Origin of the sequence: Pararhizobium sp. LjRoot235, assembly GCF_964254145.1 — a bacterium.
Taxonomy (GTDB): Bacteria; Pseudomonadota; Alphaproteobacteria; order Rhizobiales; family Rhizobiaceae; genus Pararhizobium.
Genome location: NZ_CAXUSP020000002.1, coordinates 89738 through 107548 on the forward strand (window position 1 = coordinate 89738; position 17811 = coordinate 107548).

Genomic DNA, 17811 nt, shown 5'->3' on the forward strand with positions numbered 1-17811 from the left:
ATGACGCCTCGCCATGCGTTCAGGCGATGCACGCCGCGTCGCAGGCGTTCGACTGTCCAATCATGCCTTTGCGATTGAGGATGCGCACGATGTCGTCCCAGCTGTGTTGCAGCCGGCGAACCGTCGGCAACCATGTCTGGGCGGAGGTAATCAAATCGTCGATATCGGCGCGCTCGCGCGCGGCGGCGATCGCCCGGACGGCTGCCAGCCAACCGGCGCCGCGCCCTGGCGGCCTTCATCCCCGCCTTGGTGCTCGGCGATCAGCGCACGCTCCGGCTGGGCGACGCCGCCAGAACCTGCAAGGAAAAGATCCCCTGCGGAGTCTCGTATCGATTGGGTCGCGCAGCGAGCGGAAATGCACGCTGCGCTTCTCATCTGCTCGATGACCTCGAGCAGTTGGCTGACAGATCGGGCGAGGCGGTCGAGGCGCACGACGACGAGGACATCGCCGGCGGCGATCTCGCGCAACAGCTTTCCGGCGGCCTTCAGTTCGTCGACTGGCGTCGTTGGCCTGGTCCTCGGTCGAAACGCGGCCATAGCCAACGAGACGGCGAGGCTATGTAGGGGAGGGGGGTCAAAGGGCACTGACATGGGCCGATTCTGGTCGACTTTTTACAGTTATACAATGTATGAGAAAAGGTGCCTTTGCAGGCGTGTTTTATCGATCGATTTGCAGCCTCGCACAGCGCAACGGAGGGGCATTTGGTGTTTCGACACCGGAGGGCAGACAAAACGCGCCTGCGGCCTTGCATGACCGAAATGCGCCAATTGCGGGGTTTAAGGAGGGCAGCCATGAGAAAGAAGGGCTCGCCGTCGTTCGAAGCCCGTTCACGGCTTCGAATGCTGCTCGCAATTCGGGGATCCTGGACGACGTCGCCCAGCGAACCAGGCGAGAAAAACTGCAGAAATCCAGCGTTTCCGGGCCATTCCGCCGATCAAGACCAACAGACAGAGAGCCCGCAATGTCTTCCAGCGATGTTTTCAGGGTTCTGGTCGATCCTGTCGGCCATTCTGCCAGCCATGGGCACGACGACCGATAAGCAAACATTATCGTTCGTAATGCGGTGGCGGCGGGCGGTGCGGTTTTAGGGGGTTCTGTGCTATATACCGCACACGCGAAATCGCGGTATCGAATCGGAGTTCGCATAATGAAAATTGGAAGCGAATAAAGGGGCCCGCGGTTCTGCGGCCCAATAGGGGAGGGGGCGAGCCTTAGAGCCGCTTCACAATCTGCCGCGGTTTTATACAGGATCTACCGCCGCATAACGCCTATTTGGTTCAACGCGCCGACCCGATATTCTGATCCAAGTGTCAGCGCTTACGCATCTTCAGAATGAAGCAGCCAGCTGCCCGGATATCCTCGACCACCGCAGATGGTTCGGGCTCAACACTGTTCTCGTCCCCATGGCGATATTTCCCGGTCCGAACGAGAATGCCCTTTCCGACACCCGCAGAAAGTGCGCCGGCGACATCGTTCTCCGCATCGTCGCCAACCATGGCGACATCGGCCGGATCGCAACCAATGCTCGCCACAGCCGCGAGGAAGAAGTCCGGCGACGGCTTGCCGAAAAGCCTCGCCCTTGTGCCACTGGCACATTCGAGCGCCTCGACGAAGGGGCCCGCGTCCAGACTGAGACGCCCGTCAAGATCTAGGAACACCCGGTTGCGGGCAAGTGCTAGAAATGGTGCACCATTCTGCAGTTCGCGGAAGGCCACATTCATATTGTCATAGGTAAACCGCTGAGCCGCATCGCCGAGGACGACAGCAGCTGGTCCATCCGCGCGGCAATCGGCGAAGTCTTCCTCAAGGTCGGGATGGACCAGCAAATGCGGCGCGTAACCGTTCTTATCCAGCCAGGCACGCGCGGCCGCAACGGGTGTGAACACCTCGTGCGGAGCCGCGCTGATGCCGAAGGACTGGAGTTGATGAATAAGCTGCCGTTTGGATTGTCGCGTTGTGTTTGTCAGGAACCTGATAGAGATTTCGGCAGCGCGCAGGTGCGACATTGACTCGACGGCGCCAGGCATCGCCGCGTAGCCATCACAAAGCACGCCGGAGATATCCAGCAGGACGCCTTTGATCATGAGAGAATACTGCATGAGCGCGAAGGGTTGGTCAACGACTGTGGATCGGATGCTACTCGATCGATCCGATAGCAAGGCGCCATGATTTCCGTGGGCCACGGTTTATCGCCAATCTCACCCCCAGGGGCACAAGCGTGATGGTGTCAGGACCAATCGAAAAGATCGAGTTCGTGTACTTCGCGTCTTGCACGGCGCCCAGATGTGACCCGAAGACATCACGACGGAATAACCTCAAACCACGCTCCTCACCCTGACCAGCATCACTGCGATGCATCAATGGCCGCATGAAATCAGGTTCGTTACGCCGCTGGTCGGTGGTCCAGTTCGATTCCCGTCGTGAGTCTCCCAACCGGAACGGCGACTCCTATAAGCGGCCGCACGGTTTCACATCAATTTCGGCCCCCTTCAACGGTATCTCGAGCCCATAATGTCCTTGGCCGCGTCCTCGTTTTATGCTGAAGCAATCGGCGCGTGGTTTTCCTTATGGCTTCTCAGAGTTTCGACCTGTATCGATGACGGAATTGCGTGTGATCGGGCAACGATAGGAGCTCCATGATCCTCGTGCTGCAAAGTGTTTCAAAATCCTACCAGACTGCAGAAGGTCCGCTTGAGGTTCTGCACGACGTCAACCTTTCGCTGGAGACCGGAAGAAGCCTTGCGCTGACAGGCGAGTCCGGCAGCGGAAAGAGCACGCTCCTGCACCTTGCCGCGGGCCTTGATCAACCCGATTCCGGCCGGATTGAGATCGCCGGGCAGGAGATTTCGCGGCTCGGGGATGTCGGACGCGCAGCCCTCCGCCGTTCCGTGGTCGGGCTGGTGTTTCAGCAGTTCAACCTGATCCCGTCGCTGGATGTTGCCGCGAACCTTGCCTTTCATACGCGTCTTGCCGGTCGGTACGATCCCGTGTGGCAAACGGAACTGACGGAACGGCTTGGGCTAGGTGCCCTGTTGATGCGCTATCCGGAACAGCTATCCGTCGGTCAGCAGCAGCGCGTAGCGATCGGGCGGACTCTGGCCGCACGGCCAAAACTTGTATTGGCCGACGAGCCAACCGGCAATCTGGACGAGACGACCGGCGATGCAGTTCTGGCGCTAATGCTATCGCTGGTGGCCGAGACCGGGGCAGCCCTGCTGATGGTTACGCATTCCATGGGGCTTGCCGAACGACTGGATGCCCGCGTACACCTTCGCTCCGGACGGATTGCGTGATGTGGCGCGCCGCCATGTCTGCTTTGCTGTCCCATTGGCGGCGCCGACCGATGCAGCTGGTCATGCTGCTGATGGGCCTGTCGCTGGCGACGGCGCTGTGGTCCGGGGTTCAGGCGATCAATGCCGAAGCCCGTGCTAGCTATGATCGCGCCGCTTCAATTCTCGGCAAGGACCGGCTGGAGCAACTGGTGCACGCGGACGGCGGAGTGATCCCGCAGCACGTTTTTGTCGAACTCCGTCGGGCAGGGTGGCTGGTGTCACCCGTCATCGAGGGACAGCTACGTGTCGGCGCAACCCGGTTGCACGTGATCGGCATCGAACCGCTGAGCCTGCCGGTTGAAGCGCAGCAGGTCGATCTCGGAAGCGGCGACGGTCTGCTTCAGTTCATCATGCCGCCGGGGCTCATCTACGTTTCGCCCGAAACCGCGCGGCAGTTGTCGGGTCAACAACTGCCGCCAATACGCACTTCGGCCAATATATTGCCTGGCACCGCCATAACAGACATCGGGATTGCGCAGAGACTTCTCGAAAAGCCCCGGCAGATCAGCCGGCTGATCCTCTCCCCGGACCAGCCGGAAGACCGCACGTCACTTGCGGCAATCGCGCCTAAACTGGTGCTGAAGAAACCAGATGCGCAAGGCGATCTGGCAAGGCTAACAGACAGTTTCCATCTGAACCTGACCGCATTTGGCTTTCTTGCCTTCGCCGTCGGCCTCTTCATCGTCTATTCCGCAATCGGCCTTGCCTTCGAACAGCGCCGTCCGACCTTTCGCACACTTCGTTCGTTAGGATTATCGGCGCGCGCTCTGACCGGTCTTCTTCTGGCCGAACTCATCATGCTTGCGCTGGTGGCCGGCATCGTCGGCGTGGCGATCGGCTATCTCGTGGCCTCGTTCCTCCTTCCGGGAGTCGCGGCCACCCTGCAGGGACTTTATGGTGCAAGCGTACCCGGCACGCTCACGCTGCGTCCGCAATGGTGGGTGACAGGTCTGGGGATCGCCGTGTTCGGCACGCTCGTTTCCGCTGCGCAAAGCCTTTGGCGGGTGTGGCGTATGCCGTTGCTGGCGCCGGCGCAGCCGCGCGCCTGGGCGCGCGCCTCGGAAACCGCACTGCGGTTCCGGGCATTTGCTGCTCTTGGCCTGTTTGCGACGACGATCGGGCTCGGACTGTGGGGGTCAGGGCTGGTCGTGGGGTTTTCCGTTCTTGGCGGTTTGCTGCTGGGGGCTGCGCTGCTGCTGCCTGTGGTCCTCGCGCTCTTCCTGGCTCTGATGCAGCGATGGGCATCCGGGCCTGTCGCGCAATGGTTCTGGGCCGATACACGCCAGCAGCTTCCAGGCCTTTCGCTGGCTCTGATGGCGCTGCTCCTGGCTCTCTCGGCCAATGTCGGCGTGGGCACGATGGTATCGAGCTTCCGCCTGACCTTCACCGGCTGGCTGGATCAGCGGCTGGCCGCCGAGCTTTATGTGACCGCGCGTAGCGAGATTGAGGCGCAGGCGCTGCGCCAGTGGCTCCGCCCCAAGGTGGACGCGGTGCTGCCGATCTGGAGCGTGAATGGCGTGGTCAACCAGCAACCGGCGGAAATCTACGGCATGGCGGATCATTCGACCTATCGTGACAACTGGCCACTGCTTGAGGCGCTCCCCGACGTCTGGGATCGAGTTGCGCGCGGCGAGGCTGCGCTGGTCAACGAACAGCTAGCACGCCGCGACAACCTCGTTGTCGGCGACAGGCTCCTTCTGCCCGGAGACTGGGACACTCTGTTAGCAGGCGTCTATTCCGATTACGGCAATCCGACGGGACAAGTGATCGTCGGTATCGATGCGCTGATAGCGCATTATCCGGATGTGTCGCGGCTTCGATATGGTCTGCGTCTGTCGCCGCCGGAAGCGGCGGGTCTCGCCATTGAGCTTCGCAACGCGTTCGATCTTCCGCCCCAAAATCTCGTCGATCAGGCGAGCCTGAAGCGGCGGTCGCTGCAGATCTTCGAGCAGACGTTTGCCGTAACCGCCACGTTGAATGTGCTAACGCTCGGCGTCGCGGGTCTGGCGATGTTCGCAAGCCTGATGACACTTTCGGGCATGCGGTTGCCGCAGCTTGCACCGATCTGGGCGATGGGGTTGACACGACGACATCTGGTTCTCCTCGAACTGGCGAGAACGATGGTTCTTGCCGTCATGACCCTGGTCGCGGCACTGCCAGTCGGTCTTGGCCTCGCCTGGGTTCTGCTTGCTATAGTCAATGTCGAGGCATTCGGATGGCGGCTGCCGATTTATCTGTTCCCCGCGGACTGGCTGCGCCTCGGCGCGCTGGCGCTTGCTGCCGCCCTGCTTTCGGCGCTAATCCCGCTGCGGCGGCTGGCTGCGATTGCGCCCTCCGACCTTCTTAAGGTGTTTGCCAATGAACGCTAAGCCTTGGCTTTTATGCCTCTGCGCCATCGCTCTCGTGCTGAGCGGTTTCGCCTTGCGAAGCCCGGTCAAGGCGCAAGGATTTGCCGGCCTCGGCACGACGGCGGAAGGTTTCACGGTTCCCCGGCCAGGTATCTCGTTCAGCTTCCCGGTCGATCATGGGCCGCATCCTGACTACCGCATCGAGTGGTGGTATCTGACCGCTAACCTCGAGGCGGCTGACGGCACGAAATATGGCGTGCAGTGGACACTTTTCCGCTCGGGCCTTGTGCCCGGCGAGAAGAACGGCTGGTCGAGCCCGCAGGTCTGGATGGGGCATGCGGCGGTGACGACGCCGGAAAAGCATTACTTTGCCGAGCGCCTTTCCCGCGGCGGAACCGGACAGGCTGGCGTCACTGCCGCACCTTTCGAGGCATGGATCGACGACTGGCGGATGCAGCGCCTTTCACCGGCTTCCCGCGGTAACGTCGACGAGCTATCCGAAGCCGTGCTTCACGCCTCGGGCAAGGACTTCCGCTATGACCTCCAGCTTCAGGCTAAGGGTCCGATCGTGCCCCAGGGACAGGGCGGATATTCGGTGAAGTCTGCCGCGGGGCAAGCCAGCTATTATTACTCGCAGCCATTCTACACCGTCGACGGTATGCTCGCGCTTCCCGAAGGGGAAATCGCTGTTACCGGTCAGGCATGGTTGGATCGGGAATGGTCGTCGCAGCCGCTTGCGGCGGATCAAACAGGTTGGGACTGGTTCTCGCTGCATTTCGAATCCGGCGAAAAGTTGATGGGTTTTCGACTGCGCGACAGCGGCCAAGGCTACACGTCCGCTACCTGGATTTCAGCGGATGGAAAGCCGGCGCCGCTGGCTCCGGGAGAACTCAAGGTAATGCCGCTCGAAACGGCCGATGTCGCCGGGCGCAAGATCCCTATCGTATGGCGTATCGAGCTGCCATCTCGTGGGCTGGATGTGACGACGACTGCGCTAAATCCACAGGCCTGGATGGCAACGCGGACGCCCTATTGGGAAGGACCGATCCGCTTCGAGGGCACGCATGGCGGCCGGGGCTATCTCGAAATGACGGGATATTGAGAGGCAGGTCGGGTGTGTAGTTATTCTCTACCACGATCTCATCGGCAAACCCCCTACCGTCTATGGATGGGAAAGCCTGTGCCGGGACCACGTTTGAAACGGCAGTGGCCAGCGAAAGCCCAAGGATTGCCCAAATCTTCATTTGCGTCACCAATTTGCCTTTCGAAAAGCAAAACGGTTGAAACGTTGTTTTGTGCCGCTTCAAGACGGGGTAACGGCATCGTATCGGCGCAACCAGAAACGAGCGGACTATCGACGCTTCCAGCGCAGCTCCGTACTGTCGCCAACCGATCTGCCTGACAAGATGCCATCACGTCGCGGTTTTGGCGCTGGCGCTGATGTTTTGCATATCAAGCAAATACTGCTCAACATCTCCGTTGCATGCCTCTTTCAGTTCAGCAACGGAATAACCGGCAGCTTCTGCCTTCAGCCAAAGTGCTTTCGCTTCAAGTTGAAGATCGGCCTTTTGTTCGCGATGTTTCTGGAAGCTCACAAGTTCCGGAATTCTAGATTCCAACCATTCCTTGATGCTTTGCATGTTCCCGCTCCTATCAAGGCACAGAAACGGAGTGCAATCCATCGAAGGCAAATCAGTTACGGCGCCCGGATCTCTGCGATCGAATACCCGGCGCTGAGGGTGGGGAACGCTGATTTCACGACAGTTCCGCGGAGCAGCGAGGTGACAACAAAAAAGGCCGGGGCGAAACCGCACCGACCTTCCTCATAATCGCTTCTACACCAGTGCCAGTACATCCGTGGTCAAAAGTCTTAAGCGATATCCGGTCATTGCGAGCTTCCGCGAATTTGGGTGGGACGCTCAAGTAGCAATGCCGATGACCGGTATATAGGTGGCCATTATGTTCAAAACAAGTTGGCCAGTTCGGAAGTCCTCTTACGACAAGGGCGAGTAGCTCTCTTGCTCTGGATCGTCCTTGTCGTTGCCAACGCCGAGAAGTGTGATCAACGCTTGGCGCTCGGGGCTCATCGACCCCGCATTCAGAAAAGCCTGAACGTCGGTTCGCGTTTCATGCCCCCCGGATGAGTCGTTCGCCCTGTGAAGCACGAACGTTCTCCGGGTTGCCTCGTCCGTGCCGAGGTACCACCGATCGCCGTTGGAGCTAGAAGCGAATTGCTGAAGGTTTTCCATAGTCCACATTCCCTCGTTAAGAGAGATATGGTGCAGTCTGACAGATTTGCGAGGGGAGCGATCCGTGCCGGTCCCGGCCATCCATCGCTGACCTTCAACGCACGATCGGATAAGGCGAGACAGGAACTTTCCCCGCCCATCATCAGTTATAGCCTCCAAGGAGGTATGACATGGATTACGCTACCTGGATGTTTGCACTGCTCGTTGGAACCACTGTCATCGGTTCTGCGATCGCATATGGCGTGTTTAGCAATCGCCGATGCACTTCCGAAATGAAGCCGACCAAGCAGGACAAGATCGATGAGATGGCTTGGCGAAAAGAACTGCTTCGCGAGTAGATACCGCGCCCGCCCCCGCGCCATCGAAGCGGCTGAGCGACAATGAGAGCACGTACTTTACTCCTCGGCATTGTGGTTGGGCGTCGGCATGCTCAGCCTGCTTTCCGCTTGGCCCTCAGGCCCTTCCCGATCGTTGCTCAGAGGCCTCGGATTTGCGCATAGGCCGACACAACGAGCAAAAGAATTAATCAAGCCGTCAAACCCATGCGGACCCTCTGGGCGAGGAAACCAGTCACGGCGCAAAACAGAAAGAAGACGCCCAATGCGGAGTAGATCACATGTTCCGTATTCATGCTGCCTCCTCTTCGCGTCGCGCTGACGTCGGTAGCGATAATCACCTTTATCGCTACCGACCGTCGGACTTTATGCGCAATATGCACGCTACCCGGCCTCCGGCGCATCATTCACCGTCGTCCATGTCAGCAACCACTCGTCCTTGCTGCCTTCGTTGTGAACGTAACGGCCGTGCCCGGCGATTTCGTCTCCGTGGGTACTCATTACTACCCAATGGGGTGGAGCTATCCCCGGATTTTCCATTGCGCGAAGAACGTCCTCCAGTTCGTCCAACGTGGTGACCTTGTGGATGTCTTGACGTCCACTCGCCTTAATCGTCCAGGCATAGTGCGCCATGGTGGTGTCGCGGTCGATTTTCATCATATCCTCCTTTCTCTCGCCCATACCATCACGCCGCAGCATCTCTTCGAGCGCCTCGGCATCGACCGGAAACATGCAAGAGACCAGGCCGTTTTCCGGCGTCGCCGGTATGGTGATGAAGGTAGCGACCCGGCGATAGGCGAGCCAGGAAAGACCCTCAATCAATTCTTCGTCCTCGTTTACTTCATAGTCGCCAGGCGCCAGCGGAACATCGAGGCCATCCAGCGATGCCGGCGCGTTGAAATGAATGGTTCGGTGTGTCGTCCGTGTCATCATGATCGTAGTGGTTTCCATGCGGCCGTCTCAAACGTGGTCGCGTTGACTTGGCCCGAGATGCCGAGACTCGTGCTGCGCGTTGACAGCTTCAAGCGCTCCGAGAAACTCGCCATAACCGGGAACACTCTCAAGGCAGCTACTGCGCCGCCTTCGTTCTCCCAAGACGCTAGCGCAGTTACGTCTTCGTGTTTCCGGCGTCTCACCGTTTGTGGATAATTCTGTGAAGCGATAGAGCCCGCAAGGACTCTACGAATGATTGCAACCTCTTCTGGACCAGTTTGTCCCTCAGAGGCCCGCATATCCGACGTGGAATAGTTTGCGCGTTTGAGAATTTCGCCGCAATACGAGGCTCCCGCGGTTTGTGGTAGATGCGGGTCTCAAGGTCGGAATTTTCACCATAGCCATCCCTCAAGCACCACATACAAGATGAAGGCGAGGCTAAACACGGCCACGGTTCGAAAGGCCGTATCCCTATAGTCGTAGTCGCGAAGTTGTCTAAATGCGGAAGACATCACGTCCTCCCAATGTTGGGGCAGGGGGAACAACCCCCGAAGCGACAGCGCCCGGATTGATAGCTGCCAGAAACGCAACAGTGCGCTTTCCTGATAATATTAGCAAACATCGAATTATATTCTGCCGGAGCCTGACAAGCAGCCTAACTTTCTCGAGGCGGATCGCCCATCCCAATCGTCGACCGCAAGGTGATCGCAGCAGCGCCATTCGGCGATCCGCGACCGCGCTCCTTTCCGAACGCTGCGCACTTCACGCATCCTTCCTATTTTCGATCGCCAGTTCCATCACCAAATCCGCGACTTCGACGAGTGCCGCTGCCGCCTCTTCACGCGTCCATCCGGCGTGGATTGCTTCTTCCATGACCTGTTGGATCTTGTTCTCAATCGCTTCCTGACAATCGAGAAATCGGTCGTCGTAGTCGCCATCCTGCTTCGGGGCTTTGATCGGCTGCATGTTGGTTCCTCCGGCCGGCGACCGGACAGTGTGTGCCAATAACAATTGCCAGCACGACATCGTCCTCCTCACGCCTGCCTTCTCTAATATACCGCAAAAGATACCGGATGTGCTGGTTTCCGCTCGTCGGACGTAAGTCTCCACCGTGCGGGGATCTCGATTCCATGATGGGGAACATACTGGCCCGGTCCGCCGCAGCCGACGTGACGAAGCCGGCACGCAGCGAGTGCCCAGATAGCTTCTCGAAATCCAACCCGGCCGCCTCGGCATAGTGTTTCACGATCAGCGCCAACGTTTGCGCAGTCAGCGGCTTGTCCGTCAGGGTGGTCACCACGGTTTTAGCTCCAAACGGTGATTGCTGGCCGCCCCAATGCCTCTTGTCGTAACCTCCTTGGGCACGCGCGCTTTTAGGGGCTGCCGCGATGCTCGAATTGATGCAAAGAAATCTGCAGCTGGTGCTATCGATAGGTTCCGGCATGCAATCATGTGTTTCGGCTTTCTCAAAAGATTGGATCATACCTTGGATATCCCCACCTGGACGAAGCCCGCCCTGAACGGCGCCGTCGTCGGCGCTATCGCTATGGCCATCGTTGGTTTTACATGGGGCGGCTGGGTGACCGGCGCCACGTCGCGAAAGAATTCCGCAACCGAAACGTCCTCGGGGATTGCAGCGGCCCTGACGCCCTATTGCGTCGAAAAATCCAAGGCCGATCCATTGGCTGCTGCCGTGCTGGCCGAACTCAAAGCTGCCGGCGCATATTCCCGCAGTGGCATCGTGGAAAAAGCTGGTTGGGCAACGCCGCTCGGTGCAGACAAGCCGAACACCGAACTGGCAAAATCGTGCGAACTTGAGATTACCAAGACTCTGTGAAAACGGTCGATGGGCGCAGTTGACGCCCATCGGTTTCCGCCAGACACTGCAACGACCGTCTTTCCAATTAATCAGTGCAGCCGCATTGGTAGTTGGCATCGACGGCATCGTCTTCGAACGGCAGAGAGCGCCGTCGCGCTGGCGCTGTCTCGCACCCTGCTTAGGAGCGGGAAGATTTTAGGCCACCATGCTGAGTTGCCTCTGATATTTTGCAATTTCGATTGCCAGCCGTCTGTTTCAATATTTCAGAGGATGACCATGTCCAAATTCACCGATGAGCGCCTGAATAAACTTCTTGCACTGGGAAGCCGCATTGAGAGCGAAGCAAGACGAAAGCAGCAAGAGGTTGAGCTGGCCAAATCCAGAAGGGCGGATCGAAAGCAATGGGTGGAGGACAATTGGGTGCAGATCTTCCGCCCCAAGATTGAGAGCGCGATCGAGGTCTTGAACCAGAAACTTCAGATGGCCGATATGCCGAAAATGCGACTTACGGAGCCGGCTCCGGGGACCTCGTCAAAAGTCGAGATGGAAATCGCAAGCGAAATCTCCGGTCGCTCGATCAGAAGCGCCGTCAGCTTGACAGAGGATCATATCCAGTTTCAGCACTATCGCCGATCATCCGCGCAAAGCGTGTCCGTCGGCCACAACGTGATCAGCTTGAACGATTTCACCACGGATAAAGTGAATGAAGTCCTCATCGACGTGCTCGATGCATTCACCCGGGACTTTCCAAAATAGTGCATATTCAATCGTTCCGGACACATCGCATCCGGCAGATGTGGCAGATCAAAAGATTGAAGTCGTGGTGTCTTGCTCTGCTGGGACGTACAGGATCAACGATGCGAATGAGCGGGCTGCTTGATGTGGTTTTCCCAGGTTGTCGTAGCTTCGAGAGCGGCCTGCTTATTGCGAAACGCGAACGTATGATAGCCGCTAGCGCGGCTCGCGGGGTTGAACGGCAGTGCGTCGTATTCGGTTCCCTCATTGATTCCCACGGATTGAAGCACCGCTTTGATCTCGTACACATGGCGTCCGGTGATTGCGAAATCGACGTTCATGAAATTTCTCCTGTTGAGACATGCCGAACGGCACGAATTTCGTTTGTTCCGGGGCGTTGAGCACTTGATCGGGCAACACACGGGGGGAGGCTGATCCGCAATCAAGGGTCTATTGGCATTTTGCCAACGCGTTCCCTTCGAAAGCCCTTAGTTCGTCATACAACGCCTCGACGGTGACGGCAGCGAGGTCGGCTGATGCGGCGTAGCCTTGCGTAGCAATGGCAGTTTCGCTCCTAATATTCGACCAATGCCACAACCCCTTGAACCGTGGTCGTGGCTCCAGAAATATTCGCCCGATCAGGATTTCGCCGTCGAAGCCGACGAAATCATTTTCCGGAGAGAGTTCCAGCGGCCGCCATTGATATCGTGGTCGCGTAATTTCAGATGTTCTCACTGGCGTTATCTCCCCGGTTGGGGGGCGTTCTTGGAAGCCTCGGCGGCCGCTGGGCTTCTTGGTACAAACCCGCGCGCATTTAGTCGCCCGCGGACTTCTTCGCATCCGGAAACTTCGTGGTGTCGGGTTTGCTTGGCGCAGCGGCAGCGGGTTGCTTCGTCTCTTCCGCTTCAGTCTTTGGGCGAAACTTAATCATCTCAATGATCCTTTGGTTGCGCTTCAGGAAACTGACGGCGCGCGTCGTCACATGTGAATTGGTGGACGTAAAAGGAAGGTCAGCCGAACAAACTCTCTAGAAATATGCCTCGTGTAGCGCCAGATACGCGCCAAGCATCAAGGACAACGCCAATGTCCACTTGATGAGAAAAAGCACATAGTCAAAGTGATAAATGGAATCGAAGAACGATTTCATTGCAGGCCTCCCGTATTAATCGGATAGCCGCGTCTCTCTAGCATACTAAACCGGGTCGATGTTTTAAATATTTGGTTACACCGGATTTTCATTGTCGCCTGCTGCCGAATGATCGCTAGCACTCTAAGGTAGAGAGTGCTACTGTTATTCGATGGGAGAAGCCATTCGGCTATGATCCCGCTAAGGAACCCAAAATGGCTGATACCAAATTTCGTCCGCTGCACGATCGCGTCGTCGTGCGCCGTATCGAGGCTGAAGCAAAGACCAAGGGTGGCATCATCATTCCGGATACCGCCAAGGAAAAGCCGCAGGAAGGCGAAATCGTTGCCGTCGGCACCGGCACCCGTGACGATAGCGGCAAGCTGATCGCGCTCGACGTCAAGGCTGGCGACCGCATTCTGTTCGGCAAGTGGTCGGGCTCCGAAGTCAAGCTCAACGGCGAAGAGCTTCTGATCATGAAGGAAGCCGACATCATGGGTGTCATCGGCCGATAGCCGGTCGTTTCTTTCTATCCCTTTTGTAAGACCATTGGGCTATGAGCCCGGGAGTTCTTTCTATGGCTGCCAAGCAAATCAAATTCGGTCGAGACGCGCGCGAAAAGATGCTGCGTGGCATCGACATCCTCGCAGACGCCGTCAAGATAACGCTCGGCCCGAAGGGCCGCAATGTCATCATCGATAAGGCCTATGGTGCACCTCGCATCACCAAGGATGGTGTGGCTGTCGCCAAGGAAATCGAGATTGAAGACAAATTCGAGAACATGGGCGCCCAGATGGTCCGCGAAGTTGCTTCGAAGACCAACGACATCGCCGGCGACGGCACGACGACTGCAACGGTTCTCGCCCAGGCGATCGTTCGCGAAGGCACAAAGGCTGTTGCCGCCGGCATGAACCCGATGGACCTCAAGCGCGGCATCGATCTTGCAGTGACAGAAGTGGTCAAGGGTCTTGTCGCCAAGGCCAAGAAGATCAGCACTTCGGAAGAAGTTGCCCAGGTCGGCACGATCTCTGCCAACGGTGAGACGGAAATCGGCCAGTACATCGCTGACGCGATGCAGAAAGTCGGCAATGAAGGCGTCATCACGGTTGAAGAAGCCAAGACCGCCGACACCGAACTCGAAGTCGTTGAAGGCATGCAGTTCGACCGTGGTTATCTGAGCCCTTATTTTGTCACCAATGCCGAGAAAATGGTTGCTGAACTGGAGGACGCCTATGTTCTCCTTCACGAGAAGAAACTCTCCAACCTGCAGGCTATGCTTCCGGTTCTCGAAGCTGTCGTTCAGACCGGCAAGCCGCTCCTGATCATCTCGGAAGACGTCGAAGGCGAAGCGCTTGCGACCCTCGTTGTCAACAAGCTGCGTGGCGGCCTGAAGATCGCTGCCGTCAAGGCTCCGGGCTTCGGCGATCGCCGCAAGGCCATGCTCGAAGACATCGCCATCCTGACCGGTGGCCAGGTCATCTCCGAAGACATCGGCATCAAGCTGGAAAACGTCACGCTCGAAATGCTCGGCCGCGTCAAGAAGGTGACCATTACGAAAGAGAATACCATTCTCGTCGATGGTGCCGGCAAAAAGCCGGAGATCGAGGGTCGTGTTGCCCAGATCAAGGCTCAGATCGAAGAAACAACCTCCGACTACGACAAGGAAAAGCTGCAGGAGCGCCTGGCCAAGCTTTCGGGCGGCGTCGCCGTGATCCGCGTCGGCGGTGCGACCGAAATCGAAGTCAAGGAAAAGAAGGACCGTATCGACGACGCGCTGAATGCGACACGCGCTGCGGTCGAAGAGGGTATCGTTCCCGGCGGCGGCACGGCGCTTCTGCGTGCCTCGATCGTTCTCGACATCAAGGGTGCGAACGACGACCAGACGGCCGGTATCAACATCGTCCGCAAGGCGCTTCAGTCTCTGGTTCGCCAGATCGCCGAGAACGCCGGTGACGAAGGTTCGATCGTGGTCGGCAAGATCCTCGAAAGCGACACCGACAACTACGGCTACAACGCCCAGACCGGCGAATATGGCGACATGATCGCCATGGGTATCGTCGATCCGGTCAAGGTCGTTCGCACCGCTCTGCAGAACGCAGCTTCGGTTGCCGGTCTGCTCGTCACCACCGAAGCCATGGTTGCAGAACTTCCGAAGAAGGAATCTGCTGGCGGCGGCATGCCCGACATGGGCGGCATGATGTAACGGGTTTCATTTCGGAACCACGGTCGTCATTCGATGCGAAGAGGGATCCGGCCAACCGGATCGCTCTTCGCGACGCATCGGCAATGCTTCCGGACTGAATCTCTAATCTCGATGTGCCGTTGAACGCCGAAAGGCTGGTTTGCGCCACTGACTCCCCGAACCCAAGCTTGTCGAACGCAATTGGCGTGGGCTGATTGCGCGCTGACGCGATCCTGAAAGGATCATTCATGGTAATGTTTTGTCTCAGCCTGAAACTGAAAGGCGAAGGGCTAAGCTTTGTCCGATGCCCGGCAACGCGCGGTGCCGCCACATGATCGCATATCTCCTTCTCGTCCACCGTTACCCCGAGCAATTCAAGCGCCTGTTCAAGGCCATCTATGACCGGCAAAACCATTACGTCGTGCATGTCGACAAGAATTCCGGCCCCGAACTCGCATCCGAAATCCGCGCCTTCCTGCTGCCCTATGGCAATGCCGATATGCTCGACGGCAAGAAGGCGCTATGGGGCGGTTATAGTCTTGTGGAGGCTGAGCTTCGCGGTATGGAGCGTCTTTTGCAGATGGGGGAATGGAGCCATTTCATCAATCTCAGCGGCCAGGATTTTCCGCTGAAAAGCCAGAAGCAGATCGTCGCGTATCTTACCGCCAATAAGAATCGTGAGTTCATCAAGGTCCTGGACCAAGCGCGGGACCGCCCTGACACCATGCTCCGCGTCAGCGAGTTCGTGGTTGAGTTGGACAATCGCATTGAACAAACGGCGGTTTCCAGACCGTTCCTATCCGGCGCAGCGCCGTATATCGGCAATCAATGGATGATCGTCAGCCGGGCATTCTGCGACTTCGTCTGTCACGATCAGCGTGCCGACCGTTACAAGACATTCTACCAGAACACGTTTATCCCCGACGAGGGCTTTTTCCAGACGGTTATGATGAATACTTCTGTCCACAGCGATATCGTTAGCGACGACCTGCGTATGATCGACTGGGTGCCGGATGGCGATATCAAGTTGCGTCCGAGAACCTATGTCAGCGACGATGCCGATGCGCTGAAGGCGAGCCCCGCCCTGTTTGCCCGCAAGTTCGATCAGACGGTTGATGGGGATATTATCGCGACGCTGGAACGATATCTCGCCATTCAGGATGTGGCGAATATCGACACGCCTGCCGTGCTGCCGGCAAACGCAGCGTGAGGGCTTTCCTCGGCACTGTAAACTTATCGGCGTCGGTAGGACGTGAGGTCTATGATCAGGCGACCTGAAGATGAGCGATTTCACTCCACATCTCCACATCTGCATCGCGGCCCCTCGCAGCTCGCGACGATTGGTGAGATGGAATATCGTGGCGGGGAATGTGGAAGAGGTTGGCGATCGCCGTCGGATCGGTTGATGAGAATTCTCAGCCCGGTTGTTCAGTCCCTTGTGTGATCGATGCTCGACACCGGGCATAATATCTCGCTTTGCGGCGTCCTAGGACCGTAGCTTATCGGTGATCATGACCCGCGGTGTGTGACCTTGGCGCTTCAGCGGCTTGCGCATCAGACACTTTGCAGCCTTGGCATTGCGACGGCTTTGCACGAGGACATCGAGCACGAAGCCGTCTTGATCCTCGGCACGCCCTAGCCACTGCTTCTTGCCTCGGACGGTGACGACGACCTCGTCCAGATGCAATGCTTGAACGATTTAACGTCTCTTGTGATGTCTTTTTGACCAATTGCTTGGCTCTCAAGGTCGGCGGTTCGTATTCCCTCAAGGCGAGGGATTTAGCGTACCTTTGGTCCGAGATGCGCTGGGCGCCACACTGGTGATGAAATCGGAACCCACAAGAGGCCATCGCGTTGATATCCCGCTAAACAACGACAAGGTAGAACGAGGCCAGAACTTTCTGCTGCAAATGAAACGTGAAATCGCGAAGTCCTGAGATTTCAGGCCTTCGTGATACAGCTACAGTGGACTACCCGTCGCTAAAGGTCTCCACAATTGCTCTCGGTCGGCCTCGGTGGAAAGGTCAATCGTAACCTGCGTGCCAGTTTTGATACGCCGCCGCAAAATGGCAGCCCGGTCCGAATTTGTCCGAAGCGTGCCTCCGTCGTGAAGCGTTTGGAGCCGCGCACGCGAGACTCTCAGCTCGGACGCCAGCAGACGGTCAAGGCGTGTGCTGACCGGAAACGGGACCATCAGTTCGATTTCCAGTTTCGTCCAATTGCGAGTTTCGTGCAGGCTCTCTTTTTCGATATCAAACTCAGAAAACTCATCGACACGCTGCGACTTGCGCCTCAATGCTTCGAGGTTGAACGTTTCTGTCCGGATCCATTGCGGATCGTTGGACTGTAGCGCTTCAAGGACTGCAGGATTGATGTCGCGGACATACTGCCGCTCAAGGATCGGCCGGTTCCATGTCCTTTCGCAGGTCAGGCACTTGTAGATAAGCCACGCATCAAGCTTGCGACCGTTGGCGTTGAGCCGGATTTTGCCGTTCGATTGGAAGGCCCTCAGGGCCCCGCATCCGCTGCACGCAATCCAAGGCTGGGGAGCTTTCTGGGGAACGATGGTCCACCGGACCCGAAGTATATTGCACATATCGTCTTGGTCTTCCGTTCGGAAGTCCACCAAGATGGTGCATGAGAAAACCCTTGCGGGCACGGTGTGGCGATGTTTTGGGCGGCTGAAGAGCTGAGACGGCGGAGCTGCACATGGCACATTCTAACAATGCCAGACCGGTCTCTTGCCACCAC

At 57.8% G+C, this 17811-nt stretch carries 15 protein-coding genes and 2 pseudogenes; 9 read left to right on the plus strand and 8 right to left on the minus strand.

The window, feature by feature from the left end:
* Positions 1-150 precede the first annotated feature (150 nt).
* Entirely contained in the window at positions 151-468 is a 318-nt protein-coding gene (locus ACSQ2Z_RS21020) for a recombinase family protein (protein WP_436083219.1), read from the minus strand.
* An 843-nt stretch (positions 469-1311) separates the two neighbouring features.
* On the minus strand, positions 1312-2085 hold the full coding sequence (locus ACSQ2Z_RS21025) for a TIGR01458 family HAD-type hydrolase (protein ID WP_436083220.1): 774 nt from the start codon (positions 2083-2085) through the stop codon (positions 1312-1314).
* Between the two features lie 552 nt (positions 2086-2637).
* On the opposite strand from ACSQ2Z_RS21025, the gene ACSQ2Z_RS21030 reads away from it, so the two are divergent.
* From ACSQ2Z_RS21030 to ACSQ2Z_RS21040, 3 genes are read left to right on the plus strand one after another with little or no spacing between them, the layout of a single operon-like run.
* Positions 2638-3294 (plus strand): ABC transporter ATP-binding protein, encoded by a 657-nt coding sequence (locus ACSQ2Z_RS21030; protein WP_436083221.1) that lies wholly within the window; start codon positions 2638-2640, stop codon positions 3292-3294.
* Complete coding sequence (locus ACSQ2Z_RS21035) at positions 3294-5702, plus strand: ABC transporter permease (protein ID WP_436084110.1); 2409 nt, start codon at positions 3294-3296, stop codon at positions 5700-5702. Before ACSQ2Z_RS21030 ends, ACSQ2Z_RS21035 begins: the two co-directional genes overlap by 1 nt.
* Positions 5692-6783, plus strand: coding sequence for a lipocalin-like domain-containing protein (locus ACSQ2Z_RS21040; protein WP_436083222.1), 1092 nt, complete (start codon positions 5692-5694; stop codon positions 6781-6783). Before ACSQ2Z_RS21035 ends, ACSQ2Z_RS21040 begins: the two co-directional genes overlap by 11 nt.
* Positions 6784-7093: 310 nt before the next feature.
* Here ACSQ2Z_RS21040 and ACSQ2Z_RS21045 read toward each other — a convergent pair whose 3' ends face one another.
* Positions 7094-7321, minus strand: a complete 228-nt coding sequence (locus ACSQ2Z_RS21045; RefSeq protein ID WP_436083223.1) for a hypothetical protein — start codon at positions 7319-7321, stop codon at positions 7094-7096.
* A gap of 779 nt (positions 7322-8100) precedes the next feature.
* On the opposite strand from ACSQ2Z_RS21045, the gene ACSQ2Z_RS21050 reads away from it, so the two are divergent.
* A complete protein-coding gene (locus tag ACSQ2Z_RS21050; protein ID WP_436083224.1) occupies positions 8101-8268 on the plus strand; it encodes a hypothetical protein in 168 nt (55 codons plus the stop codon).
* Between the two features lie 681 nt (positions 8269-8949).
* On the opposite strand, the pseudogene ACSQ2Z_RS21055 reads toward ACSQ2Z_RS21050, so the two are convergent.
* Positions 8950-9198, minus strand: a pseudogene (locus ACSQ2Z_RS21055) (hypothetical protein); the annotation flags it as partial.
* A 762-nt stretch (positions 9199-9960) separates the two neighbouring features.
* Complete coding sequence (locus tag ACSQ2Z_RS21060) at positions 9961-10164, minus strand: hypothetical protein (protein ID WP_436083225.1); 204 nt, start codon at positions 10162-10164, stop codon at positions 9961-9963.
* A 391-nt stretch (positions 10165-10555) separates the two neighbouring features.
* On the opposite strand from ACSQ2Z_RS21060, the gene ACSQ2Z_RS21065 reads away from it, so the two are divergent.
* Complete coding sequence (locus ACSQ2Z_RS21065; RefSeq protein WP_436083226.1) at positions 10556-11035, plus strand: hypothetical protein; 480 nt, start codon at positions 10556-10558, stop codon at positions 11033-11035.
* A 258-nt stretch (positions 11036-11293) separates the two neighbouring features.
* Positions 11294-11773: a hypothetical protein gene (locus ACSQ2Z_RS21070; protein ID WP_436083227.1), complete on the plus strand. Its 480-nt coding sequence runs from the start codon at positions 11294-11296 to the stop codon at positions 11771-11773.
* 95 nt (positions 11774-11868) lie between these two features.
* Here ACSQ2Z_RS21070 and ACSQ2Z_RS21075 read toward each other — a convergent pair whose 3' ends face one another.
* Positions 11869-12093, minus strand: coding sequence for a hypothetical protein (locus ACSQ2Z_RS21075; protein WP_436083228.1), 225 nt, complete (start codon positions 12091-12093; stop codon positions 11869-11871).
* Positions 12094-13093: 1000 nt separating this feature from the next.
* Here ACSQ2Z_RS21075 and groES point away from each other — a divergent pair.
* The 3 genes from groES to ACSQ2Z_RS21090 all read left to right on the plus strand — a co-directional run bounded on the left by groES (position 13094) and on the right by ACSQ2Z_RS21090 (position 16270).
* Complete coding sequence (gene groES / locus ACSQ2Z_RS21080; RefSeq protein ID WP_436083229.1) at positions 13094-13393, plus strand: co-chaperone GroES; 300 nt, start codon at positions 13094-13096, stop codon at positions 13391-13393.
* Positions 13394-13455: 62 nt separating this feature from the next.
* Entirely contained in the window at positions 13456-15081 is a 1626-nt protein-coding gene (gene groL / locus ACSQ2Z_RS21085; protein WP_436083230.1) for a chaperonin GroEL, read from the plus strand.
* 310 nt (positions 15082-15391) lie between these two features.
* The gene (locus tag ACSQ2Z_RS21090; protein ID WP_436083231.1) at positions 15392-16270 is read left to right on the plus strand and encodes a beta-1,6-N-acetylglucosaminyltransferase; all 879 of its coding nucleotides are present in this window, start codon (positions 15392-15394) and stop codon (positions 16268-16270) included.
* A 90-nt stretch (positions 16271-16360) separates the two neighbouring features.
* Here the strand turns inward: ACSQ2Z_RS21090 and ACSQ2Z_RS21095 are convergent.
* Positions 16361-16744: pseudogene (locus ACSQ2Z_RS21095) on the minus strand (IS6 family transposase); the annotation flags it as partial.
* Between the two features lie 276 nt (positions 16745-17020).
* Entirely contained in the window at positions 17021-17656 is a 636-nt protein-coding gene (locus ACSQ2Z_RS21100; RefSeq protein WP_436083232.1) for a DUF1062 domain-containing protein, read from the minus strand.
* Positions 17657-17811: the final 155 nt, after the last annotated feature.

Bases quoted from the DNA above. Each gene is read 5' to 3' on its own strand.
- ACSQ2Z_RS21060 (WP_436083225.1), bottom strand. From the start codon at position 10,164: ATGCAGCCGATCAAAGCCCCGAAGCAGGATGGCGACTACGACGACCGA.
- ACSQ2Z_RS21075 (WP_436083228.1), bottom strand. From the start codon at position 12,093: ATGAACGTCGATTTCGCAATCACCGGACGCCATGTGTACGAGATCAAA.
- ACSQ2Z_RS21100 (WP_436083232.1), bottom strand. From the start codon at position 17,656: ATGTGCAATATACTTCGGGTCCGGTGGACCATCGTTCCCCAGAAAGCT.
- ACSQ2Z_RS21040 (WP_436083222.1), top strand. From the start codon at position 5,692: ATGAACGCTAAGCCTTGGCTTTTATGCCTCTGCGCCATCGCTCTCGTG.
- ACSQ2Z_RS21050 (WP_436083224.1), top strand. From the start codon at position 8,101: ATGGATTACGCTACCTGGATGTTTGCACTGCTCGTTGGAACCACTGTC.
- ACSQ2Z_RS21025 (WP_436083220.1), bottom strand. From the start codon at position 2,085: ATGATCAAAGGCGTCCTGCTGGATATCTCCGGCGTGCTTTGTGATGGC.
- ACSQ2Z_RS21035 (WP_436084110.1), top strand. From the start codon at position 3,294: ATGTGGCGCGCCGCCATGTCTGCTTTGCTGTCCCATTGGCGGCGCCGA.
- ACSQ2Z_RS21070 (WP_436083227.1), top strand. From the start codon at position 11,294: ATGTCCAAATTCACCGATGAGCGCCTGAATAAACTTCTTGCACTGGGA.
- groL (WP_436083230.1), top strand. From the start codon at position 13,456: ATGGCTGCCAAGCAAATCAAATTCGGTCGAGACGCGCGCGAAAAGATG.
- ACSQ2Z_RS21030 (WP_436083221.1), top strand. From the start codon at position 2,638: ATGATCCTCGTGCTGCAAAGTGTTTCAAAATCCTACCAGACTGCAGAA.
- ACSQ2Z_RS21090 (WP_436083231.1), top strand. From the start codon at position 15,392: ATGATCGCATATCTCCTTCTCGTCCACCGTTACCCCGAGCAATTCAAG.
- ACSQ2Z_RS21045 (WP_436083223.1), bottom strand. From the start codon at position 7,321: ATGCAAAGCATCAAGGAATGGTTGGAATCTAGAATTCCGGAACTTGTG.
- groES (WP_436083229.1), top strand. From the start codon at position 13,094: ATGGCTGATACCAAATTTCGTCCGCTGCACGATCGCGTCGTCGTGCGC.